Below are 18,796 nucleotides of genomic sequence, written 5' to 3'. Positions count from 1 at the left end.
GCCGAATCTCTGACGGTGCCGGGAGGGAGGGCGCGCGACCTAGCGGGTTCCACCGCCGCGGTCCAGCCCGGGCGGCGCACGGTCGTCCTGTCGCAGCGGAACAATGCGCTGGCTCGGCGGTTCATCAGGCCTGAGCAGTCGACGAACTGCACGAACCGAGGAGCTTCCCATGAGCAGCACCACCGACAAGATCAAGGGTCTCGCCAACGAGGCGGTCGGCAACGTGAAGCAGGGCATCGGCAACATGACCGGCAACGAGAAGCTGCAGGCCGAGGGCAAGGCCCAGGAGCTGAAGGGCGAGGCCCAGAAGACCACCGGCGACGTCAAGGACGGCATCAAGAATGCCGCCGACACGGTGAAGAGCAAGCTCTGATCCGCGCGAGGGCCGGCATCGCGCCGGCCCGACCGCAGCGGACGTTCGGGCCGGCCCCTCGCAGCTCAGGCGGGAGGCCGGCCTTTTCTTTTCCCGCGTCCGTTTCCCGTGCTCGAACCCGATGGAGACCGTGATGAACAGGGACCAGATCGAAGGCGGCCTGCGCCACCTCAAGGGGCGCGGCCAGACCGCCCTCGGCGCCGTCGCCGGCCGCGCCAGGCCGCAGGCGGAAGGGGCGTTCAACCAGGTGGTGGGCGGCGCCCAGTACGCCTATGGCCGCGGCCGCCGCGTCGCCGAGGAACTGACGCATGACGGCGCGGCGCTCGCCGGAGAGATCGAGAAGCGCGGGCGCGACGCCTATGCCCGCGGCGTCTCGGCCTATGGCGAGGCCCGTCATCGCGGCCGCACCGCCCTGCGCCGGGCCGAGTCGCACCCGACCGAGACGCTGCTCGCGGTCGCCGGCCTCGCCTTCGTCGCCGGCTGGCTGCTGAAGGGCCGCCGCTGACCCCGGACGTTCTTCGGAAGACGTTCTTCGGACCGGTCCCTCCGGCGTGCCGCCGCTGCAACGCGGCGGCGCTTCGGTTGCATCGCACCGCGGCAGGGCCGCTTCGCCCTCGCCTCCCGGGTGCTTATGCTCTAGCTTGGCGTGATCCCCGCGCCAGTCGAAGACCCGATGACCCAGAGCACGCCCCCCGGTCCGCCCACGATCGTCGCGGCCGATGCCGCCCAGAACACGAACCGAGAGACGATCGAGGCCCCGGTCCGGGGCGCGGCGCCCGTCCTGCCCGCATCGGTCCAGGAGCATCTGGGCGAGCGGCTGCGCGCGCATTACGCAGCCGTCGAGGTCGAGGCGGCGCCTGCCGCCTTCGCCGACCTGCTCGGGCGCCTGGAGCTGGCGCTCGCCGCCCTCGGCGCGCCGAAGAAGGACCGGTTCCGGGAGGATCTGCTCGCGGCGACGCCCTCCCTGCGCCGCTTCGCCCTCACGCTCACCGCCAATCCGGCCCGGGCCGACGACCTCGTGCAGGACACGATGCTGAAGGCCTGGCAGAACCGCGACCGGTTCGAGGCCGGCACCAACCTCAGCGCCTGGCTGTTCACGATCATGCGCAACGCCTTCTACTCGGAGCACCGCAAGCGCTCGCGCGAGGTGGAGGACAGCGAGGGCGCCTATTCGGCGCGCCTGACCTCGGCGCCCAACCAGGGCGACCGCCTCGACGTGCAGGACCTCCAGGCCGCCCTCAACAAGCTGGTCGCCGAGCAGCGCGAGGCCCTGATGCTGGTCGCGGTCGGCGACCTCTCGTACGAGGATGCGGCCGCGCTGATGCAGTGCAAGGTCGGCACGGTGAAGAGCCGGGTCTGCCGCGCCCGCGACAAGCTCGCGGAGCTGCTGGGCTATTCCGGCGGCGAGCTCGGGGCGGACCGGCTCACCCGCTCGGTGATGGGGCATGCCGGCGCGGTCGCGCTCGACAGCTGAGCGCCCGCGACCCGCCGCAAGCCGCATTTCGAACGTCGCCCCGCTGCCGGATGCCGCCGGGGCGACGTCACGCCGCGCGCCCGGTCGCCGAACGCCCCTGCACGCCTCGATCGGGCACGGCCCCAAACCTCAGGCTAATTCCACCGCCCTGGGCAAGGTCGGGTGGGATGTTTCAGCGACAAAGTCGAGAGAGCGCCGGGACCTGACGCAGGGGCGACCGTCATCGAACGATTGCTTTGGCAACCCGCGCAACCCGCAGTCATGCCGCGTCATCGCCATGAATCCTCGATCGATGCGCCATTTTCCGCCCAAAACCGTATGCCAGACTGTCGTTTAAATGTCTCAAGATGATATTACTAAAGAAAATACCTTCTTTATAATGCGTGGGATGAGTCGATTAGTTCTTTAAATTTGTAATATATATAATATATTTTCTGTATTATCATAGAACATAATGGTGATGATTGTCGCCTAATGCTTTTTCAATGAACTTAAAAATAGTGTACCACAGTATGTCTTGGCTGCTGAACTCACACGCTCGGCTATCCGAGATAGGCCGGAATCGGTCTGGAAGCGTTCGAAATACGACAGACAAGATGCTGTCCTGGCGTTAGTTTATGGATGGTCTCGCTTCGGTCGCGGGGATGCGCGATGCGCGAGCGCAGGGCAACGGTCGCTGTTTTTTCGGCGATCCAACATCCTCCGGCCGGCCCGCGAGGCGGGTGCCTGATTTCCGGAGACGACGACGTTGAATGCGCCGGATGACTCACGAGCCCTCGTGGCCGGTCTCTTCGAGGGCAATCTGCTGCTGGAAGCCCTCGACACGGCGGATCGCGCCCTGCTGGCGCCCTATCTCGAGCGCGGACATCGCGGCCGTGGGGCCGTGCTGTTTCGCGCCGGGGAGGATGTCTCGCACGTCACCTTCCCGCTGAACCAGACGACCGTGACGCTGGTCTCGCGCATGAGCGACGGCCGCATGATCGAGACCGCGACGGTGGGCCACGAAGGGGCGGTCGGCGGCGTCGTCAGCAACGGCTACCTGCCGGCTTTCAGCGAGGCCATCGTGCAGGTCGCGGGCGACGTGATGCGCCTCGACGCCGAGCGGCTGACCCGGGCCAGGGCCTCGTCCCCGGTCCTGCGCGACCTGTTCGTCCGCTACGCCGATTGTCTGCTCGCCCAGGTGCTGCAATCGGTGGCCTGCAACGCCGTGCACCCGATCGAGGAGCGCTGCCTGCGCTGGCTCCTGACTTTCCAGGACCGGCTCGGGACGCCGGTCCTGCCGGTGACGCAGGAGATGCTGGCCGAGATGCTCGGCGTGCGCCGCACCTATCTCACCGGGGTGATCGGGGCACTGCAGCGCCGCGGCCTGATCTCGGTGCGCCGCGGCCAGATCACCATCCTGGACCGCGCCCAGGCGGAGCATGCGGCCTGCGAATGCTACGGCCGGGTGCGGAACCATTTCCGCACCGTCCTCGGGGCGGTCTACGCCGAGGGCCGCGGCATCGTGGCGGTCGACCCGACGGCCCGGGAGAACTCGCGGCTCTCGCCGAGCCGGGCGTAATAGCGCCGGACCGGCGCGCTCCGGTTTCAACGACCTCAGGCGGCGGGATCGACCACGGGGATGCCCGTCCGGCGGCGCGGGATGGGCACGCGCGCGGCCGTGCTATGGCGCGGGCGGCCGCGGGTGCTATGAGACCCGCCGCCGAGGGTCGCGGAAGGAGGCGACGGAGCCAGTGACTGACCGCCGCGAAACCGACCGCATCGACGCCGAGATCGGCCGGTCGGCCCCGAGCCACGATCCGTTCGCCGCCGCCGTGCGCGCGACGCGGATGCCGATGCTGATCACCGATCCGCACCAGCCCGACAACCCGATCATCTTCGTCAACGCCGCCTTCTCCAAGCTGACCGGGTACGGCCGCGACGAGATCCTCGGGCGCAACTGCCGCTTCCTGCAGGGGCCGGAGACCGACCGCGCCGACGTCGAGAAGATTCGCGATGCCGTCGAGCGTCGCGTGGCGATCGAGATCGATCTCCTGAACCACAAGAAGAACGGCGAGCGGTTCTGGAACCGCCTCCTGATCTCGCCGGTCTTCGGCCGGGACGGCGAGCTGACCTACTTCTTCGCCTCGCAATTCGACGTCACGCTGGAGCGCGAGCACCTGCACAACCTCGGCGAGGCCCTGCGCCGGCGCGAGCAGATGCTGGATGCCCTGGTGCGCTCCTCGTCCGAGGTCCGCTACCGGATCAGCGCCGACTGGAGCCGGCTGTTCCAGCTCTCGGGCGGGGACTTCCTGTCCGACACGACCTCGGCGAGCACCGACTGGATCGAGACCTACATCCCGCCCGAGGACCGAGAGGCGGTGCGCGCCGAGATCGAGCGCGCGATCCGCACCAAGACCTCCTACAGCCTGGAGCACCGGGTCCATCTCGCCGACGGCTCGGTCGGCTGGGCCTCGTCGCGCGCCGTGCCCGTGCTGGACGCCGACGGCCGGATCACCGAGTGGTACGGCGCGGCCACCGACATCACCGAGCGCAAGCGGCAGGAGGCCGCCTCGCGCGACCTCACCGCGTCCCTCGGCCGCCAGGTCGCCGACCGGACGGCGGAGCTACGGCTCTACGGCGACATCATCCAGTCGAGCGCCGCACCGATCTGCGCCTTCGACACGAGCTACCGGCTGATCGCTTTCAACCAGGCCCATAGCGACGAGTTCCACCGGATCTTCGGCATCCGCGTGCGGATCGGCGACGTGTTTCCCGACCTGTTTCCGCCGGACCAGGCCCCGGTGATGCGCGGCCTGATGACCCGGGCGCTCGCCGGCGAGAGCTACACGGTGACCGAGGAGTTCGGCGATCCGGGCCTCGCCAAGCCGGCCTGGGAGGTCACCTACTCGCCCCTGCGCGACGGCGAAGGACGGGTGATCGGCGCCTTCCACCATGCCCGCGACATCTCCGACCGGCTGCGGGCCGAATCCGAGCTGGCGGCGACCCAGGAGGCGCTGCGCCAGTCGCAGAAGATGGAGGCGGTGGGCCAGCTCACCGGCGGCCTCGCCCACGACTTCAACAACCTGCTCGCCGGCATCTCGGGCTCCCTCGAACTGATGCAGACGCGCCTGCAGCAGGGTCGGTTCAAGGATGTCGAGCGCTACATGGCGGCGGCGCAAGGGGCGGCCAAGCGCGCCGCGGCGCTGACCCACCGGCTCCTCGCCTTCTCGCGGCGCCAGACGCTCGACCCGCGCCCGACCGACGTCAACCGCCTCGTCGCCGGCATGGAGGAGCTGATCCGCCGCACCGTCGGCCCGAGCATCGCCCTCGACGTGGCGGCGCGCGGCGACTGGCCGGCGCTGGTCGATCCCTCGCAGCTCGAGAACGCGCTCCTCAACCTCTGCCTCAACGCCCGCGACGCGATGCCGGACGGCGGCCGGATCACGGTCGAGACCGGCAACCGGGTGATGGACGCGCAGGCGGCGCGCCGGCACGACCTCCCGGAGGGCGAGTACCTGGCCCTTTCCGTCACCGATACCGGCACCGGCATGGCGCCGGAGGTGATCGCCCGGGTGTTCGAGCCGTTCTTCACTACGAAGCCGATCGGCGAGGGGACGGGCCTCGGCCTGTCGATGATCTACGGATTCGCCCAGCAATCGGGCGGGCAGGTCCGCATCGCCTCCACGGTCGGCGAAGGCACGACCGTGAGCCTGTACCTGCCGCGCCACGACGGCCCGGCCCCGAGCGAGGCCGAGACGGCGGCTTCGGCGGAGCTGCCCCGGGCGGCCGAGGGCGAGACCGTGCTCGTCGTCGACGACGAGCCGACGGTGCGGATGCTGGTCACCGACATCCTGGAGGATCTCGGCTACACGGCGATCGAGGCGGCCGACAGCGCGGCCGGCCTCAAGGTCCTGCGCTCGGACGTGCGCATCGACCTGCTCGTTACCGATGTCGGCCTGCCCGGCGGCATGAACGGCCGCCAGATGGCGGAAGCCGCGCGGGAGACCCGGCCGGACCTGACGGTGCTGCTGATCACCGGCTACGCCGAGACCGCCATCCTCGGCACCGGGACGCTCGCCCCCGGCATGAGCGTGCTGACCAAGCCCTTCGCCGTGGAGGTGATGGCCGCCCGCATCCGCTCGATCATCGAGGCCGGACGGGAGCGGGCGCGGCGCGCGGAGGGCTGACGCGCCCTCACCCGGTGCGGCGGGCGGTCCAGCGTCCCGCGCACGGGCTGATCCCCGCGAGGCTCCAGCGCCCCTGGCCGGCGGCGCCGCGCAGGCGGCCGGTGACCGAGACGCTGGCGAGCCCGCTGCGGATCGTGCCGGTGATGCGGCCGTCGGCGCCGGCCCGCCCGGAGGCGTCGACCCCGTTGCCCCCGGCATCGTCGACGACGCCGTCCCGGATGACGATCGGGTAGCGGTAGGGACCGGTGCAGGTCCCCGTCTCGGCGGTGGCGACGACGGACCAGGCGCCGTCGAAGCGGTTCGCCGACGGAGCGGCCGAGGCCGGGCCGGCGAGGACGAGGCACACGGCGGGCAGAAGAATCGGAAAGCGGGATGAGGTCATGGTCTCCTCTTGGGGCCGGTGCCCGGATGCGGGCGGCCTCGGGGATGGGCCGCGGGTCGAACCGGATGCCCCGGGAAGCGAGGCGGGACGGCAGGAACGCCCGAAGTCGGTGCGGGTTGGGGCATTCCATCGGGCCTTGCCCCTACCGGTGGCCGGCATCCGGATGCTGGCCGAGATTCTGGCCGGGACCCTGGCTGGGACCCTGGCCGAGATCCCGCGCGAGCCGGTCGCGGGCACGGCTGACGCGGCTCTTCACGGTACCGGCGGGACAGCCGAGGACCACGGCAGCGGCCTCGTAGGTCAAACCCTCGACCCCGACGAGGAGCAACGCCTCGCGATGGCCCGGCTCGAGCCGGTCGAGGGCGTCCTGCAGGTCGCGCAGGGAGGCCCGGTGCTCCTGCACCGCCTCGCTGACGAGGGCGGCGGCGTGGATTCCATCGGGATCGGCCACTTCGCGGCGGTGCCGCCGGCGGCCGTTGAAGAAGCCGTTGCGCAGGATCGTGAACAGCCAGGCCGGCATGCTGGTGCCGGGGACGAACTGGCGCCGGTGCTCCCAGGCCTTGAGCAGGGTCTGCTGCACGAGGTCGTCCGCATCGGCCCCGCGCGGGGCGAGCGAAAGGGCGTAGCGCCGCAGCCGCGGCACCGCGCCGAGGAGTTCCGCCCCGAACGAGGCCGGCACCTCGCGTCCGGCTTCAGCCCTCGCGAGAGCGAGCGTCAGACGTGCCAGGACCTCGCCGAGGCGCGATCCCCCGCTGATCTCGACGACCTCCGGGTAGTACTGCCGCAGCTGTCGGCCCAGGTGCGACTGCATCAGGGCGATGGTGCCGTCCGGCGTCCCGTTCGGTTCGCGCGTCACATCGTCTGTTCCCACCGTCGAGATCCCGTCGAACGCCCGTCTCGCCGGACTAGACCACTCGACCCAACGGTCTAGTCCCGTGGGGCAATGCGGGGTGCAGGCGATGACAGGATTTATTTCTGGTCGCCGGCAATTACGTCAATGATACGAATCTACCGGTGAAACCCGTGCCTGCCCGGGAACCCGATGGCGCGCGATCCGTTTGTGCTCCGCTGCCCGAGAGGCGAGCGAGAGGACCGCCGAGGGGCGGTCCGACGGCACGAAAGGACCGCACGAGCCGTGACCCCAGGCGTCGACAGGCACGAACTCCGGCAGATCATCGCCGGCCTCAGCGAGGGAGTGATCCTGGTCGAGCCCGACCAGACCATCGCCTACGCCAACGAGGCCGCGCTGGCGATGCACGGCGCCGAGAGCCTGGACGAGATCGGCCCGACGGTCGACGCCTACCGCGAGCGCTTCGCCCTGCGCTACCGCAACAACCGCGCGCCGGAGAACTACCCGATCGAGCGGGTCGTGGCCGGCGAGCGCTTCCACGACGTCGTGGTGGAGGTGACGCGCACCGACAGGCCCGATGTCGGCTTCGTGCATTCCCTGCGCAGCCTCGTCGCCACCGACCGGGAGGGCAAGCCGAGCTGCCTGGCCCTGATCCTCAAGGACGTCTCGGACCAGTTCGAGGCCGAGGAGCGCTTCGAGCGCACCTTCAACGCCAATCCGGCCCCGGCCGTGATCACGCGGCTCTCGGACCTGCGCCACGTCAAGGTCAATGCCGGCTTCCTGGAGATGACCGGCTACACCCGCGACGCCGTGATCGGCCGCAGCGTCTACGAGGTCGACGTGCTGGCCAATGCCCGCAACCGCGATCTCGCGGTGTCGCGGCTGAACCAGGGCGGCACGATCCCGCAGATGGAGGCGCGCCTGGAGCTGCCCGACGGTGGCGGCCGCTTCGTCATCGTCGCCGGCCAGCCGATGGAGATGGGCGACGAGCCCTGCATGCTGTTCACCTTCGCCGACCTCGAATTGCGGCGGAAGGCCGAGACGGCCCTGCGCCAGAGCGAGGAGCGCTTCGCCAAGGCCTTTCGCCTCACTCCCGTCCCGACGCTGCTCGCCCGCGCCGCGGCGTTCCAGGTCACCAGCATCAACGAGGCCTTCGGGCGGGTGTTCGGCTTCGGCGAGGACAGGGTGGTGGGGCGGGCCCCGGGCGAGTTCGGGCTCTGGGTCTCGGACGAGCAGCGCCGCCGCTTCGAGGACGTGCTCGCCCGCACCGGCTACGTGCTCGGCCTCGAGGTCTGCCTGCGCCACGAGAGCGGGACCGACCTCGACTGCCTGGTCTCGGCCGAACGCGTCGTCATCGGCGACGAGGAATTCGTCCTGATGGTCCTGCAGGACATCACCGAGCGCAAGCATACCGAGCGCGAACTGTTCGACGCGATCGAGACGGTGATGGCGGACACCTCGTGGTTCAGCCGCGGCCTGATCGAGAAGCTGGCGAACCTGCGCCGGCCGGGGCGCGAGACCCCCGGGGCGGCGGTGCCGGATCTCACCCTGCGCGAGCGGCAGATCCTCAACCTGATCTGCTCGGGTCTCGACGACGACGCCATCGCCCGCAAGCTCGGCCTGTCGCGCAACACCGTGCGCAACCACGGTGCCGCGCTCTACCGCAAGCTCGGCGTGCACCGGCGCACCGAGGTGATCCTGTGGGGCCGCGAGCACGGCTTCCCGCTCCAGGCTTCTGGTAGCTGATGCTCAGCATACCAGTATCTTTCTACCATTGAACGCGCGCCGGGAGGGCACATCTGCAAGCCGGTCGGAGTTTTCTCTCAGTCGTCACGGAGTTGCTCATGACCAAGCGCGCGACACCCACTTCCACCGAGCAGGTCAAGGGCTCGGTGAAGGAGGCCATCGGCAAGATCACCGGCGACGTCCGGGTCGAGACCGAGGGCCGACGTCAGAAGGACGACGGACGCTCCCCCGGGGAGACCGCACCGCGCCGCGACTGACGACATGAGGTCATCCGGCGGCCCCGATCAGGTCGCCGTCCCTTTCATCCCGTTACCAGGAGAATCCAGATGGTTGACACGGATCGCATCACCGGCGCCGCCCGCGAACTCGGCGGCAAGATCCAGGGCGCTGTCGGCGACCTGACCGGCTCGCACCGCGACTCGGCCGAGGGCCGGTTCCGCGAGGCGCAGGGCGCGGCCGAGAACGCCTACGGCCAGGCCAAGGACGGCGTGCGCCAGGCCGCCGACCGGGCGCAGGACTACGCCCAGGACTTCGCCCACGACGCCCGCGGCTATGCCGACGAGGCCCGCGACTACGCCGAGGACGCCTACGAGCGCGGCAGCCAGGCCCTGCGCCGCGGCACCCGCCAGGTCGGCCATCAGGTGGCCGAGTACCCGGTCGCCTCGCTGGTGATCGCCGGCCTCGTCGGCTTCGGCCTCGGCCTCCTCGTGAGCGCCAACCGCGACTGATCGCGCGACCGACCGCGTCGCGGCCGGACATCGACGACCCCGGGAACCCGGCGCGGGAGAGCGCCGCGGCCCCGGGGCCGCCCCGACCCATCGATGCATGAACGACCCGGAGTAACCACGTGACCATCCAGACCCCCGTTTCCCCCCTCGCGACCGCCGCCCAGGCCGATACCCGCGCGGTCCTGCTCAACCAGGTGTCGTGGGGCGCCATCTTCGCCGGCGCCGTCACCGCGCTCGTGACGCAGGTGATCCTGAACCTCGTCGGCGTCGGCGTCGGCCTGTCGTCGGTGGGCGTGAACGCCAGCGACAACCCGGCCGCCTCGACCCTGTCGACCGGCGCGGGCCTGTGGTTCGTGGTGTCGGGCATCGTCGCCTCGCTCGTCGGCGGCGCGATCGCGGGCCGGCTCTCCGGCAAGCCGCTGCCGGGCGCGGCCGCCCTGCACGGCCTCGTCTCCTGGGCGGTGACGACCCTGGTGGTGATCTATCTCGTGACCTCGGCGGCCAGCGGCCTCGTCGGCGGCACGCTCAGCACGGTCTCGAGCGCGCTCGGCGGCGCCGGCAACCTCGTGGGCGGCACGGTGCAGACCGCCGCCCAGGCCGCGGCCCCGTCGCTGTCGAAGATCCAGAACCCGCTCGAGGGCATCGAGGACAAGGTGCGCCAGCAGGCCGCCGGCCAGGACCCGCAGGCCGCCCGTGACGCCGCCGTCGCGGCGGTGCGCGCCCTGATCACCGGCGACGCCTCGCAGAAGCAGCAGGCCGAGACCCGCGCCGCGGACGCCCTCGCCAAGGCGCAGAACATCCCGGTCGACCAGGCCCGCCAGCAGGTCCAGGACTACGAGAAGCAGTACGACCAGGCGGTCGCCACCGCCAAGCAGAAGGCCGAGGCCGCGGCCGTGACCGCGAAGTCGGCCGCCACCCAGGGCGCCTTCTACGCCGCCATCGCGCTGCTGCTCGGCGCCGCCGCCGCCTTCTTCGGCGGCCGCCTCGGCGCCCCGAAGCTGGTCGGCGCCTACGACACCACCCGCCGCGTCTGACGCCGGCGTCGGCTCCCGCCCCGCGGCGGGAGCCCTCCACCCCCTCATGCCTTCCATCCCCCTCATGACGGAGAGAGTTCGATGAGCAGCACCACCGACAAGCTCAAGGGCCTGGCCAACGAGGCCGTCGGCAACGTCAAGCAAGGTGTCGGCAAGGTCACCGGCAACGACAACCTCGTGGTCGAGGGCAAGGCCCAGGAGCTCAAGGGCGAGGCCCAGCGCACCGTCGGCGAGGCCAAGGACGGCGTGAAGCACGCCGCCGACAGCCTGCTCGGCCGCAAGTAACGCCTCAAGTAACGCCGCAAGGAACACCGAGTACGCAACCCTCCGCGGCGGGCCCGGCCCGTCGCGATCCATCTTTCCGAGACTCAGGAGGACAGCATGAACCGCGATCAGATCCGTGGCGCGTCCCGTCACCTGAAGGGCCGCGCCCAGACCGCCCTCGGCGGCCTCACGGGCGACCCGGCCCAGCAGGTCCGCGGCGCCGCCAACCAGGTGGCCGGCGGCGCGCAATACGCCTATGGCCGCGCCCGCGACCAGGCCGAGGACCTCATCGACGACGGCCGCCATCTCGCCGAGGCCGCCCGCGACCGGGCCGAGCATCTGGCCGGCACGACCCGAGACTACGCCGAGGATGTCGCCGGCACGGCCCGGGACTTCACCGATACCGCCCGCGGCCACGCCGACCGCGTGATCAAGGATGGGCGCTACGCCGCCCGGGAGGCGCGCCGCCGCGGCGAGAGCTACGGCCGCCAGGCCCTCGCCTACGCGGACGGGCACCGCACCAACACGGTGCTGGGCATCGCCGCCCTCGCCTTCGCGGCGGGCTGGCTGATCCGCCGCAAGCATTGAGGCCCCGGGCGACGCGCGCCCGACAGCATCCTCGCCGGGGCGCCCTCACCCCGGCGAGGACAGCGACACGAACGCGATCGCCAGATCAGTCCGAAATCATGCAGCAATTATTTCAGGATCTTTTCCCGACGGCAAACGTTTGACGACATCGAAGCACCCTTGCCACAAGGAAGTCAGTCATGCTCCGCAAGATCTTCATGCTGTTCGTCCTGCCGAAGCTGATCGCCCACTTCAACCGTCGTAGCGCCCGCCCTCGGCACGGCCGGACGTACTGAGCCGGTCGCATCGATCGATTGGGAAACGGCACGATCACGACCAGGAATCCGGCAGGCCCATGACGCGTCTCCTCGTTGCCGCCGCGACCCTCGCGGCCCTCCTCGTCGGCGGCCCCGTCTCGGCAGAGCCGGCTGGGTCCGCCGCCGCCGCCGCGGCCCTCGCCCGCGGCGAGCTTCCGACGGAGTTCTCGCAATACCGCCGCTTCGGCCGGCACCACGGCTACCGCCGGGGCTACGGTGTTCGTCGCGGCTACGGTGTCCGCCGCGGCCCGGGCGTCGGCGCGGCGGTCGGGGCCGGTGTCGCGGGCCTCGCTGCCGGGGCGATCATCGGCGGCGCCATCGCCAATTCACAGGCGCAAGCGGCCCCGGTGGTGGTCCAGGGCGGACCCGATCCGGAGACGGTCGCGGCCTGCGCCCGCCGGTTCCGTTCCTACGACCCGGCGAGCGGCACCTACCTGAGCAACGACGGTACCCGCCGTCCCTGCCCGTGAGATCCTGCGCGGCCGTCGTCCCCCGGGGCGGCGGCCCTGCCGTGCGGGGGCGAACCGAGCCACCGCCCCACCGTTGTGCCGGCATGTCAGCACGCATTCCCCTCCCCGCCCGCTCCCTGCCTCCCGCCGCCGGCCTCGCCCTGGCGGGGACCGCGCTTCTCGCCGCCGGCGCCGTCGAGACCGGCCGCCGCGCCCGGGCGGCCGAACGGGCGACGCCGCCGGTCGGCCGCTTCGTCGAAGTCGGCGGCACCCGCCTCCACGTCCTCGAACGCGGGCGCGGCCCGGCTCTGGTGCTGCTGCACGGCAACGGCAGCCTGATCCAGGATTGGCTCGTCAGCGGCCTCATCGACCGGGCGGCGGCCACCCACCGTGTCATCGCCTTCGATCGGCCGGGCTTCGGCCACAGCGAGCGGCCGCGCAGCCGGATCTGGACGCCGGCGATGCAGGCCGGGCTGATCCGCGGCGCGCTCCACAGCCTCGGGGTCGAGACGGCGACGATCCTCGGCCATTCCTGGGGCACCCAGGTGGCGATCGCTCTCGCCCTGCAAGACCCGGCCCGCGTGCGGTCCCTGATCCTCGAATCCGGCTACTACTTCCCCTCGCCCCGGATCGACGGGATCCTCTTCGCGCCCCAGAGCCTGCCGGGCCTCGGCGACCTGATCAGCCATACCGTCGCGCCGGTGACCGGACGCCTGCTCTGGCCGCGCATCCTGGCGCGCCTCTTCGGGCCGAGCCCGGTGCCGGAGCGCTTCGCCCGCGACTTCCCGGTCGACATGGTGCTGCGCCCCTCGCAGCTGCGCAGCGCCGCGGCCGAATCCGCCCTGATGGTGCCGGACGCCTTCGCGCTCCGACCGCATTACGGCGAGGTGCGCCCGCCGGTGACGATCCTATCCGGCACCGGCGACCGCCTGGTCTCCCATGCCGGGCAGTCGGTCGCCCTGCACCAGCGGATCCCGGGCAGCCGGCTCGTCGCGGTCGAGGGCGCCGGCCACATGCTTCACCAGATCGCGCCCGACCGGGTGCTCGACGCCGTTTTAGCCGCATGACGGACGACGGATCGTCCCGCCGCGGCCGCGAGACTCGCAGCATCGAGAATCACAAGCTGGGGCCGCGCCCGATTGCAAGCCGATCGGGCGCTGCTCTAGGAGGTGACTCGACGTCCGCCGGCCCCGGCCGGCTCCCTCTTGAGCGGTCCTTCCCGACGTGACGATCCTGAAACGTGCGCGGCGCCTCGCCGAGACGGGGCGGCAGTGGTTCGTGCCTCCCCCGGGCCCGGTGGCCTGGGGCCGGCTCTACAATTGCGGCGTCCTGGTCGCCCTGAACCCGGAGGCGGATGCCGACGCGGTCAGCCTCACCCTGGCCCAGGGTGGCGAGCGCGACCAGCCGCTTCCCGTCGACCGGACCTTCGTCGCGGACGGCGTCACCTACCTGCACGCCGCCCTCGACCCGGCGCTCATCGCCGGTACCGGCCGCCTGCGGCTGACGGTGACCGAGCCGGGCCGGGCCGAGCAGCAGCGGATCGCGGTCGGGCCGGGCCATCACACGATCCATCTCGACGGCATCTCGGGCGGCGTGCTCTCGGGCTGGGTCTCGTCCCTGTCCTCGGATCCGCTGCCGGCCGTGCACCTGATTGTCGACGGCCTGGAGGGCGAGCCCGTCCGTCCCGGCCTCTACCGGCCGGAATTGCGCTTCGGCGGCCGCGAGGGCGGCTGGAACGGCTTCCGCTTCACCCTGCCGGCCTGGGCCCTCGACGGACAGCCGCACACGATCGGCGTGCGGGCCGGCGACACGATCGCGACGCTCGGCGCCTACGCGCCGCACCTGCGCGCGAGCCTCTACATCGAGGCGCCGGACCGGGTCACCGGCTGGGTGTTCGACGAGGCCGGACCCGACCGGCCGACCGTGGTGCGGGCGGTGCGCAACGGCCAGGAGGTCGCACAGGTCGAGACGCATGCGCGCCCCGACCTCCTGGAGCTGTTCGGCCGCCACTCCGCCGCCTTCGCCTTCCCGCCCGGGGCGCTCAAGCCGGGCACCGATCTCGCGGTCGGTCCGATCGGCGCCGGCGAGGTCATCGGGCACCTGCGCGGCACGATCGAACTCGCCCGGGCCGAGGCCCGCGCCCTGCTGCTGCCGAACGATCCCTCGGCCACCCGCGAGGAGCGCCTCGCCGTCCATGACCGCCTCGTCGCGGCGATCCGTCCCGGCGGCGGCGCCCGCCTCGTCCTCGGCGAGATCGCGGCGCCGGAGCCGGATTCCCCGGAGGGCGCCCGCACGCCGCCCCCTGCCTGCGCGATCGTGCCGGTCTATAACGGGCTCTCCGACCTCAAGGCCTGCCTCGCCTCGCTGCTGCCTCAGCTGGCGCCGGGGCGGATGCGGGCCCTCGTGATCGACGACGCCTCGCCCGATTCGGCGGTGACGACCTACCTCGATGCCCTGGCGGCAGAGGCCCGTCCGGGCCTGACGGTGCTGCGCAACCGGGAGAATCTCGGCTTCATCGGCACGGTCAATGCCGGCTTCGCCCTCCTGGAGCCGGGCGAGGATTGCATCCTCGTCAATGCCGACACGGTGCTGGCGCCCCGGGCCCTGGAGAAGCTCGCTGCCGCCTGCCACCGACGGCCCGGCATCGCCAGCGCCACGCCCCTGTCGAACAACGCCACCATCCTGGGCTTCCCCGGGATGCCGGAGGCGCAAGGACCGCTCCTCGGCCTCCCGCCCGCCGCGATCGACGCGGCCCTCGAAGCGGCCTCGCCCGCGCCGGTCACGATCCCGACGGGAATCGGCTTCTGCCTCTACCTCAACCGGCAGGCCCTCGACGAGGTCGGGGCGTTCTCGCCGGAATGGGGCCGGGGCTATTGCGAAGAGGTCGATTGGTGCCTCAAGGCCCGCGACCTCGGCTGGATCCACGTCGCGGCCACCGACACCTATGTCGAGCACGAAGGCTCGGCGTCGTTCGGCAAGGGCGAGCGGCTGGCGATCCTGGAGCAAAACCACGCCCGCCTCGTCGCCCTCTACCCGGAATACCAGGACGAGGTCGACGCCTTCCTGGCCGCCGATCCGCTGGCGCCGCTGCGGCTCGCCGTCCTCGGGCAGCTCCTCGCCGCGCGCCTGCGGCGCCTGACGCTCCATATCGGCCACGGCCTCGGCGGCGGGGCGACGCGCTACGTCGACCAGATCCGCGGCCTCGCCCGGGCCCCGGACCACGAGATCGGGTCCCTCGCCCCTGTGCGCGGGGGGCTGTCGCTCACCCTCGACACCGCGCGGGCGGCCGTGACCCTGGGGCCGGACCAGCTCGTCGGCCTTCTGGAGACGCTGGAGGAGGCCGGCGTCGCCGTCGACCTCCATCTCGACGCCCGCTTCGGCTACGAGTCGGCGTTCCTCGACCGGCTGGTCTCCGGCCGCTGGCCCTACGCGGTCACGCTGCACGACTTCCAGTGGTACTGCCCGAAGGTCCATCTGGTGGACGGGCGCAACGTCTATTGCGAGGAGCCCCCGGCCGATCTCTGCCGCCACTGCACCGTGCAGGGAGTGACGCACGATTACGCCGACCAGAACGCCCTGATGGGCGGCGGCCTCGACGGCTGGCTGGCGACGAACGAGCGCATCCTGCGCGGGGCCCGGCGCCTGGTGGCCCCCTCCCACGACACCGCGGCGCGCTACGCCCGCCGCCTCGGGCTGACCGGCATCGCGGTGGTGCCCCATCCCGAAGCGGCCCCGGCCCGGACCGCCCCGCCGCCGCGCCGTCCGCGCACCGGCGCCGTGCGGGTCGCCGTCGTCGGCGCCCTCGGCAACCACAAGGGCTTCGAGCTCGTCGTGGCGCTCGCCGAACGCGCGGCCCGGGAGCGCCGGCCGATCGCCTTCACGGTGATCGGCTACGTCGCCGATCCGCGGCGGGTCGCCGGATTGTCCAATCTCACGGTGACCGGCGCCTACCGGCCCGACGACCTGCCGCGCCTGCTGGCCGAGGCCGATCCCGACTACGTCTTCCTGTCGAGCGTCTGGCCGGAGACCTATTCCTACGTCCTGTCGGAGGCCTGGGCGGCGGGCTACCCGGTCGTCGCCCTCGATATCGGCGCCCCGGCCGAGCGCATCCGCGCCGAGGGCGGCGGCCGGCTGCTGCCCTTCAGCCGCGACACCGCCGCCCTGCTCGACGCTCTCGTGGCGGCCCGCGGCCAGCTTACTGATGCCGTGATTCCGTCCCTCCCGGCCACCGCCCCGAGCCTCGCCGCCTACGAGGCGGCCATCGAGACGGCACTGCCGGAAGGCGCGGGACGCGCGTGACGGAGACGAGGACGGCGCGGCGTCCCCGCCGGTGCCGTCCTCGTCCTATCCACGGGGAAAGGGCGTGCCGCATCGAGGAGGCGCCGGTGACGCGCGCGAGGTCAGGCGGCTCCGCCGACGAGCGGCACCGTCTCCAGCACGCCGCCACCGCGCAGCTCGACCGTGATCGGGCCGAGCGCCGCCAGGGCGGCCCGCTGCTCGGCGAAGAGCGACGGCACGAAGACCGTCCGGCTGCGGCGATCGGCCAGGGCCTCGTCCGGGCAGAGGACGGGCCCGGCCGCCACCGGATCAGTCGTCCTTCTTGCGGGCGGACTTCACGGTCGGCTTCGCCGCCGGCTTGGTCTCGGCCTTCGGCGTGGGCTTCGCCGCCGGCTTGACATCCTGCTTGGCGGAGGGCTTCGCCGCGGCCTTGTGGCCCTTCGGATCGGCGATCACCGCGGTGGCCGGGCCGGTGGAGGCGAAGGCGGACGCGGCGGCGGGCGCCGCGCCCTTCTGACGGGCGAGGAGCTTCGGCTGCGGCACGGTGGCGCCGGTCGCCGCGATGCTGCGGCTCGGGGCCGGCTTGTGCGGCACGGGCTTGGCGACCTTCACCCGCGCGGCCGGCTTGGCCGCGACGGGTTTGGCGGGCGCGGCCTCGTCGGTCGCCGCGATGGCGCTCTCGGCCGGGTCGCGGCCGGTCCAGACCAGCACGGGCTGGAGCGGCGCCCGCGGCGGCAGCGCGCGGTTGCGAAGCGCCGCGCTGTTCATGGTGGCGAAGGCGAGCGCCGAGGAGGGCGGCGCGCCGGCCGCCATCAGCTGGGCGTTCGCGTTGTCGGCATTGCCCCCGGCCGCCGCCGCGCTCGCCGTGAGGGCGGCCGAATCGGCGTCGGTCGGCATCGGCCGGCGCTTGTCGCAGATATAGGGCCGCATGTCCGGCGGCGCGGCGATCGACGAGGTCGGCAGCTCGGCGAGGGTCTGGCCGCCAAAGCTGAATCCCGACTGGCCGAAACCGTAATCGAACAGGTCGGCGGCCTTCAGGTCGCGCTCGCGGGCGCTCGACTGGCCCATCACCACCGTGAGGATGCGCCGGCCGTTGCGGTTGGCGCTCGCCACCACGTTGAAGCCGCCCGCGCAGATGAAGCCGGTCTTCATCCCGTCGACGCCGGCGTAGCGGCCGAGCAGGCCGTTGTGGTTCGGCATCACGGCGCGGCCGAACTGGATCGCCGAGATCGAGAACAGGTCGCGGTTCTCGGGAAAATCGCGGAGCAGCGCCCGGCCGAGGACCGCCATGTCCCGGGCCGAGGTCCATTGCCGGGCGTCGGGCAGGCCGTTGGGGTTGTACCAGTGGCTGTCGCGCATGCCGAGGCGCTGCGCGGTCTCGTTCATCTGGGCGGCGAAGCCGTCGATCGAGCCGCCGAGATTCTCGCCGATCGCCCAGGCGACGTCGTTGGCCGACTTCACCATGATGATCTTGAGGGCGTTGTCGAGGGTGAGCTGGGTGCCGGGCTTGAAGCCCATCTTGGAGGGCGGCTCGGCCGCGGCGGCCTCCGAGATGGTCAGCAGCTGGTCCATCGAGGCGCGGCCCTGGCGCACCATGTCGAGGGCGACGTAGGTCGTCATCAGCTTGGTGATCGAGGCCGGGTACCAGGGGTCGGTCGCGCCCTGGCTGTAGATCACCTTGCCGGAATCGACGTCCACGACCAGCATCGGCGCGGTGACCGCCCCTGCCGTTCCGGCAGCCAGAAGAGCACCGAGGCCGAGGAGGCGTCCGGCGAGGCGCGGCAGCAGCGCAGCGTTGAACATTCCGATGGGTTCCCGTCGTACCGGTGCCGCCCCGCGGCGCGTCCCGCGACCATCCGGCCCCTTGGTCCAGGCCGTCCGGTCACGCCGCCCCGGGCACCGCACGGCGGACCGGTCGTGATTGTAGGGCAGCGGCGAAGCTTTTGACAGCGCCGCGCGATGGTCCCATGAACCCGACATCCATGGCGGGAGCATGGCGGCGGGCCCCTCCCCCGGCCGCCCACAGGCTCGTCCACAGGCGGGCGACGCGCGCACCGGCCCTGCGCCCGGCGCCCTTGCGGGCGCGGGCCGCATCTGACACGGCAGGGCGTCATCGCGATTCACAAGGGAGCACCGCGCGACGCCGCAAGGCGGCGCCCGACGAC

18 protein-coding genes are annotated in these 18,796 nt (G+C 71.9%); 14 read left to right on the top strand and 4 right to left on the bottom strand.

What is annotated here, in order from left to right:
* Positions 1 to 169: 169 nt before the first annotated feature.
* The 5 genes from miv_RS20150 to miv_RS20130 all read left to right on the top strand — a co-directional run bounded on the left by miv_RS20150 (position 170) and on the right by miv_RS20130 (position 6,016).
* Positions 170 to 373 carry a CsbD family protein gene (locus miv_RS20150; protein ID WP_048431213.1) on the top strand — a complete coding sequence of 68 codons (204 nt, stop codon included), beginning with the start codon at positions 170 to 172 and terminating at the stop codon, positions 371 to 373.
* A 133-nt stretch (positions 374 to 506) separates the two neighbouring features.
* Positions 507 to 878, top strand: a complete 372-nt coding sequence (locus miv_RS20145; protein WP_048431223.1) for a CsbD family protein — start codon at positions 507 to 509, stop codon at positions 876 to 878.
* Between the two features lie 168 nt (positions 879 to 1,046).
* Positions 1,047 to 1,847 carry a NepR family anti-sigma factor gene (locus miv_RS20140; RefSeq protein WP_082711493.1) on the top strand — a complete coding sequence of 267 codons (801 nt, stop codon included), beginning with the start codon at positions 1,047 to 1,049 and terminating at the stop codon, positions 1,845 to 1,847.
* Positions 1,848 to 2,625: 778 nt separating this feature from the next.
* Positions 2,626 to 3,408 carry a Crp/Fnr family transcriptional regulator gene (locus miv_RS20135; protein WP_244748610.1) on the top strand — a complete coding sequence of 261 codons (783 nt, stop codon included), beginning with the start codon at positions 2,626 to 2,628 and terminating at the stop codon, positions 3,406 to 3,408.
* Between the two features lie 172 nt (positions 3,409 to 3,580).
* Positions 3,581 to 6,016, top strand: a complete 2,436-nt coding sequence (locus tag miv_RS20130) for a PAS domain-containing protein (protein WP_058617122.1) — start codon at positions 3,581 to 3,583, stop codon at positions 6,014 to 6,016.
* Between the two features lie 7 nt (positions 6,017 to 6,023).
* Here the strand turns inward: miv_RS20130 and miv_RS20125 are convergent, their stop codons facing one another.
* Both miv_RS20125 and miv_RS20120 read right to left on the bottom strand, forming a co-directional pair.
* Entirely contained in the window at positions 6,024 to 6,398 is a 375-nt protein-coding gene (locus tag miv_RS20125; protein ID WP_058617123.1) for a hypothetical protein, read from the bottom strand.
* A 142-nt stretch (positions 6,399 to 6,540) separates the two neighbouring features.
* Entirely contained in the window at positions 6,541 to 7,269 is a 729-nt protein-coding gene (locus miv_RS20120) for a sigma-70 family RNA polymerase sigma factor (RefSeq protein ID WP_244748609.1), read from the bottom strand.
* A 264-nt stretch (positions 7,270 to 7,533) separates the two neighbouring features.
* Between miv_RS20120 and miv_RS20115 the strand changes: the two genes are divergently transcribed.
* From miv_RS20115 to miv_RS20075, 9 genes are all read left to right on the top strand, one after another.
* On the top strand, positions 7,534 to 8,994 hold the full coding sequence (locus tag miv_RS20115) for a helix-turn-helix transcriptional regulator (protein ID WP_207178494.1): 1,461 nt from the start codon (positions 7,534 to 7,536) through the stop codon (positions 8,992 to 8,994).
* Positions 8,995 to 9,092: 98 nt separating this feature from the next.
* The gene (locus tag miv_RS20110) at positions 9,093 to 9,251 is read left to right on the top strand and encodes a CsbD family protein (RefSeq protein ID WP_082172007.1); all 159 of its coding nucleotides are present in this window, start codon (positions 9,093 to 9,095) and stop codon (positions 9,249 to 9,251) included.
* Positions 9,252 to 9,320: 69 nt separating this feature from the next.
* Positions 9,321 to 9,722: a CsbD family protein gene (locus miv_RS20105; protein WP_048431218.1), complete on the top strand. Its 402-nt coding sequence runs from the start codon at positions 9,321 to 9,323 to the stop codon at positions 9,720 to 9,722.
* 119 nt (positions 9,723 to 9,841) lie between these two features.
* Positions 9,842 to 10,756, top strand: coding sequence for a PhnA-like protein (locus miv_RS20100; protein WP_207178492.1), 915 nt, complete (start codon positions 9,842 to 9,844; stop codon positions 10,754 to 10,756).
* An 81-nt stretch (positions 10,757 to 10,837) separates the two neighbouring features.
* Positions 10,838 to 11,041, top strand: a complete 204-nt coding sequence (locus tag miv_RS20095) for a CsbD family protein (RefSeq protein WP_048431220.1) — start codon at positions 10,838 to 10,840, stop codon at positions 11,039 to 11,041.
* Positions 11,042 to 11,137: 96 nt separating this feature from the next.
* Positions 11,138 to 11,608, top strand: coding sequence for a CsbD family protein (locus tag miv_RS20090; protein ID WP_207178490.1), 471 nt, complete (start codon positions 11,138 to 11,140; stop codon positions 11,606 to 11,608).
* Between the two features lie 334 nt (positions 11,609 to 11,942).
* Complete coding sequence (locus tag miv_RS20085) at positions 11,943 to 12,374, top strand: BA14K family protein (RefSeq protein WP_207178488.1); 432 nt, start codon at positions 11,943 to 11,945, stop codon at positions 12,372 to 12,374.
* A gap of 83 nt (positions 12,375 to 12,457) precedes the next feature.
* The gene (locus tag miv_RS20080; RefSeq protein ID WP_207178486.1) at positions 12,458 to 13,420 is read left to right on the top strand and encodes an alpha/beta fold hydrolase; all 963 of its coding nucleotides are present in this window, start codon (positions 12,458 to 12,460) and stop codon (positions 13,418 to 13,420) included.
* Between the two features lie 157 nt (positions 13,421 to 13,577).
* Complete coding sequence (locus miv_RS20075) at positions 13,578 to 16,652, top strand: glycosyltransferase (protein ID WP_207178484.1); 3,075 nt, start codon at positions 13,578 to 13,580, stop codon at positions 16,650 to 16,652.
* A gap of 101 nt (positions 16,653 to 16,753) precedes the next feature.
* Here the strand turns inward: miv_RS20075 and miv_RS20070 are convergent, their stop codons facing one another.
* Both miv_RS20070 and miv_RS20065 read right to left on the bottom strand, forming a co-directional pair.
* Complete coding sequence (locus miv_RS20070; protein WP_207178482.1) at positions 16,754 to 16,936, bottom strand: hypothetical protein; 183 nt, start codon at positions 16,934 to 16,936, stop codon at positions 16,754 to 16,756.
* Positions 16,937 to 16,940: 4 nt separating this feature from the next.
* Positions 16,941 to 18,434 (bottom strand): D-alanyl-D-alanine carboxypeptidase family protein, encoded by a 1,494-nt coding sequence (locus miv_RS20065; protein ID WP_207178480.1) that lies wholly within the window; start codon positions 18,432 to 18,434, stop codon positions 16,941 to 16,943.
* Between the last annotated feature and the right edge of the window lie 362 nt (positions 18,435 to 18,796).

It is taken from the genome of Methylobacterium indicum (assembly GCF_017347565.1).
GTDB classification, from domain to species: domain Bacteria; phylum Pseudomonadota; class Alphaproteobacteria; order Rhizobiales; family Beijerinckiaceae; genus Methylobacterium; species Methylobacterium indicum.
This window is presented reverse-complemented; position numbering and strand designations above follow the sequence as displayed.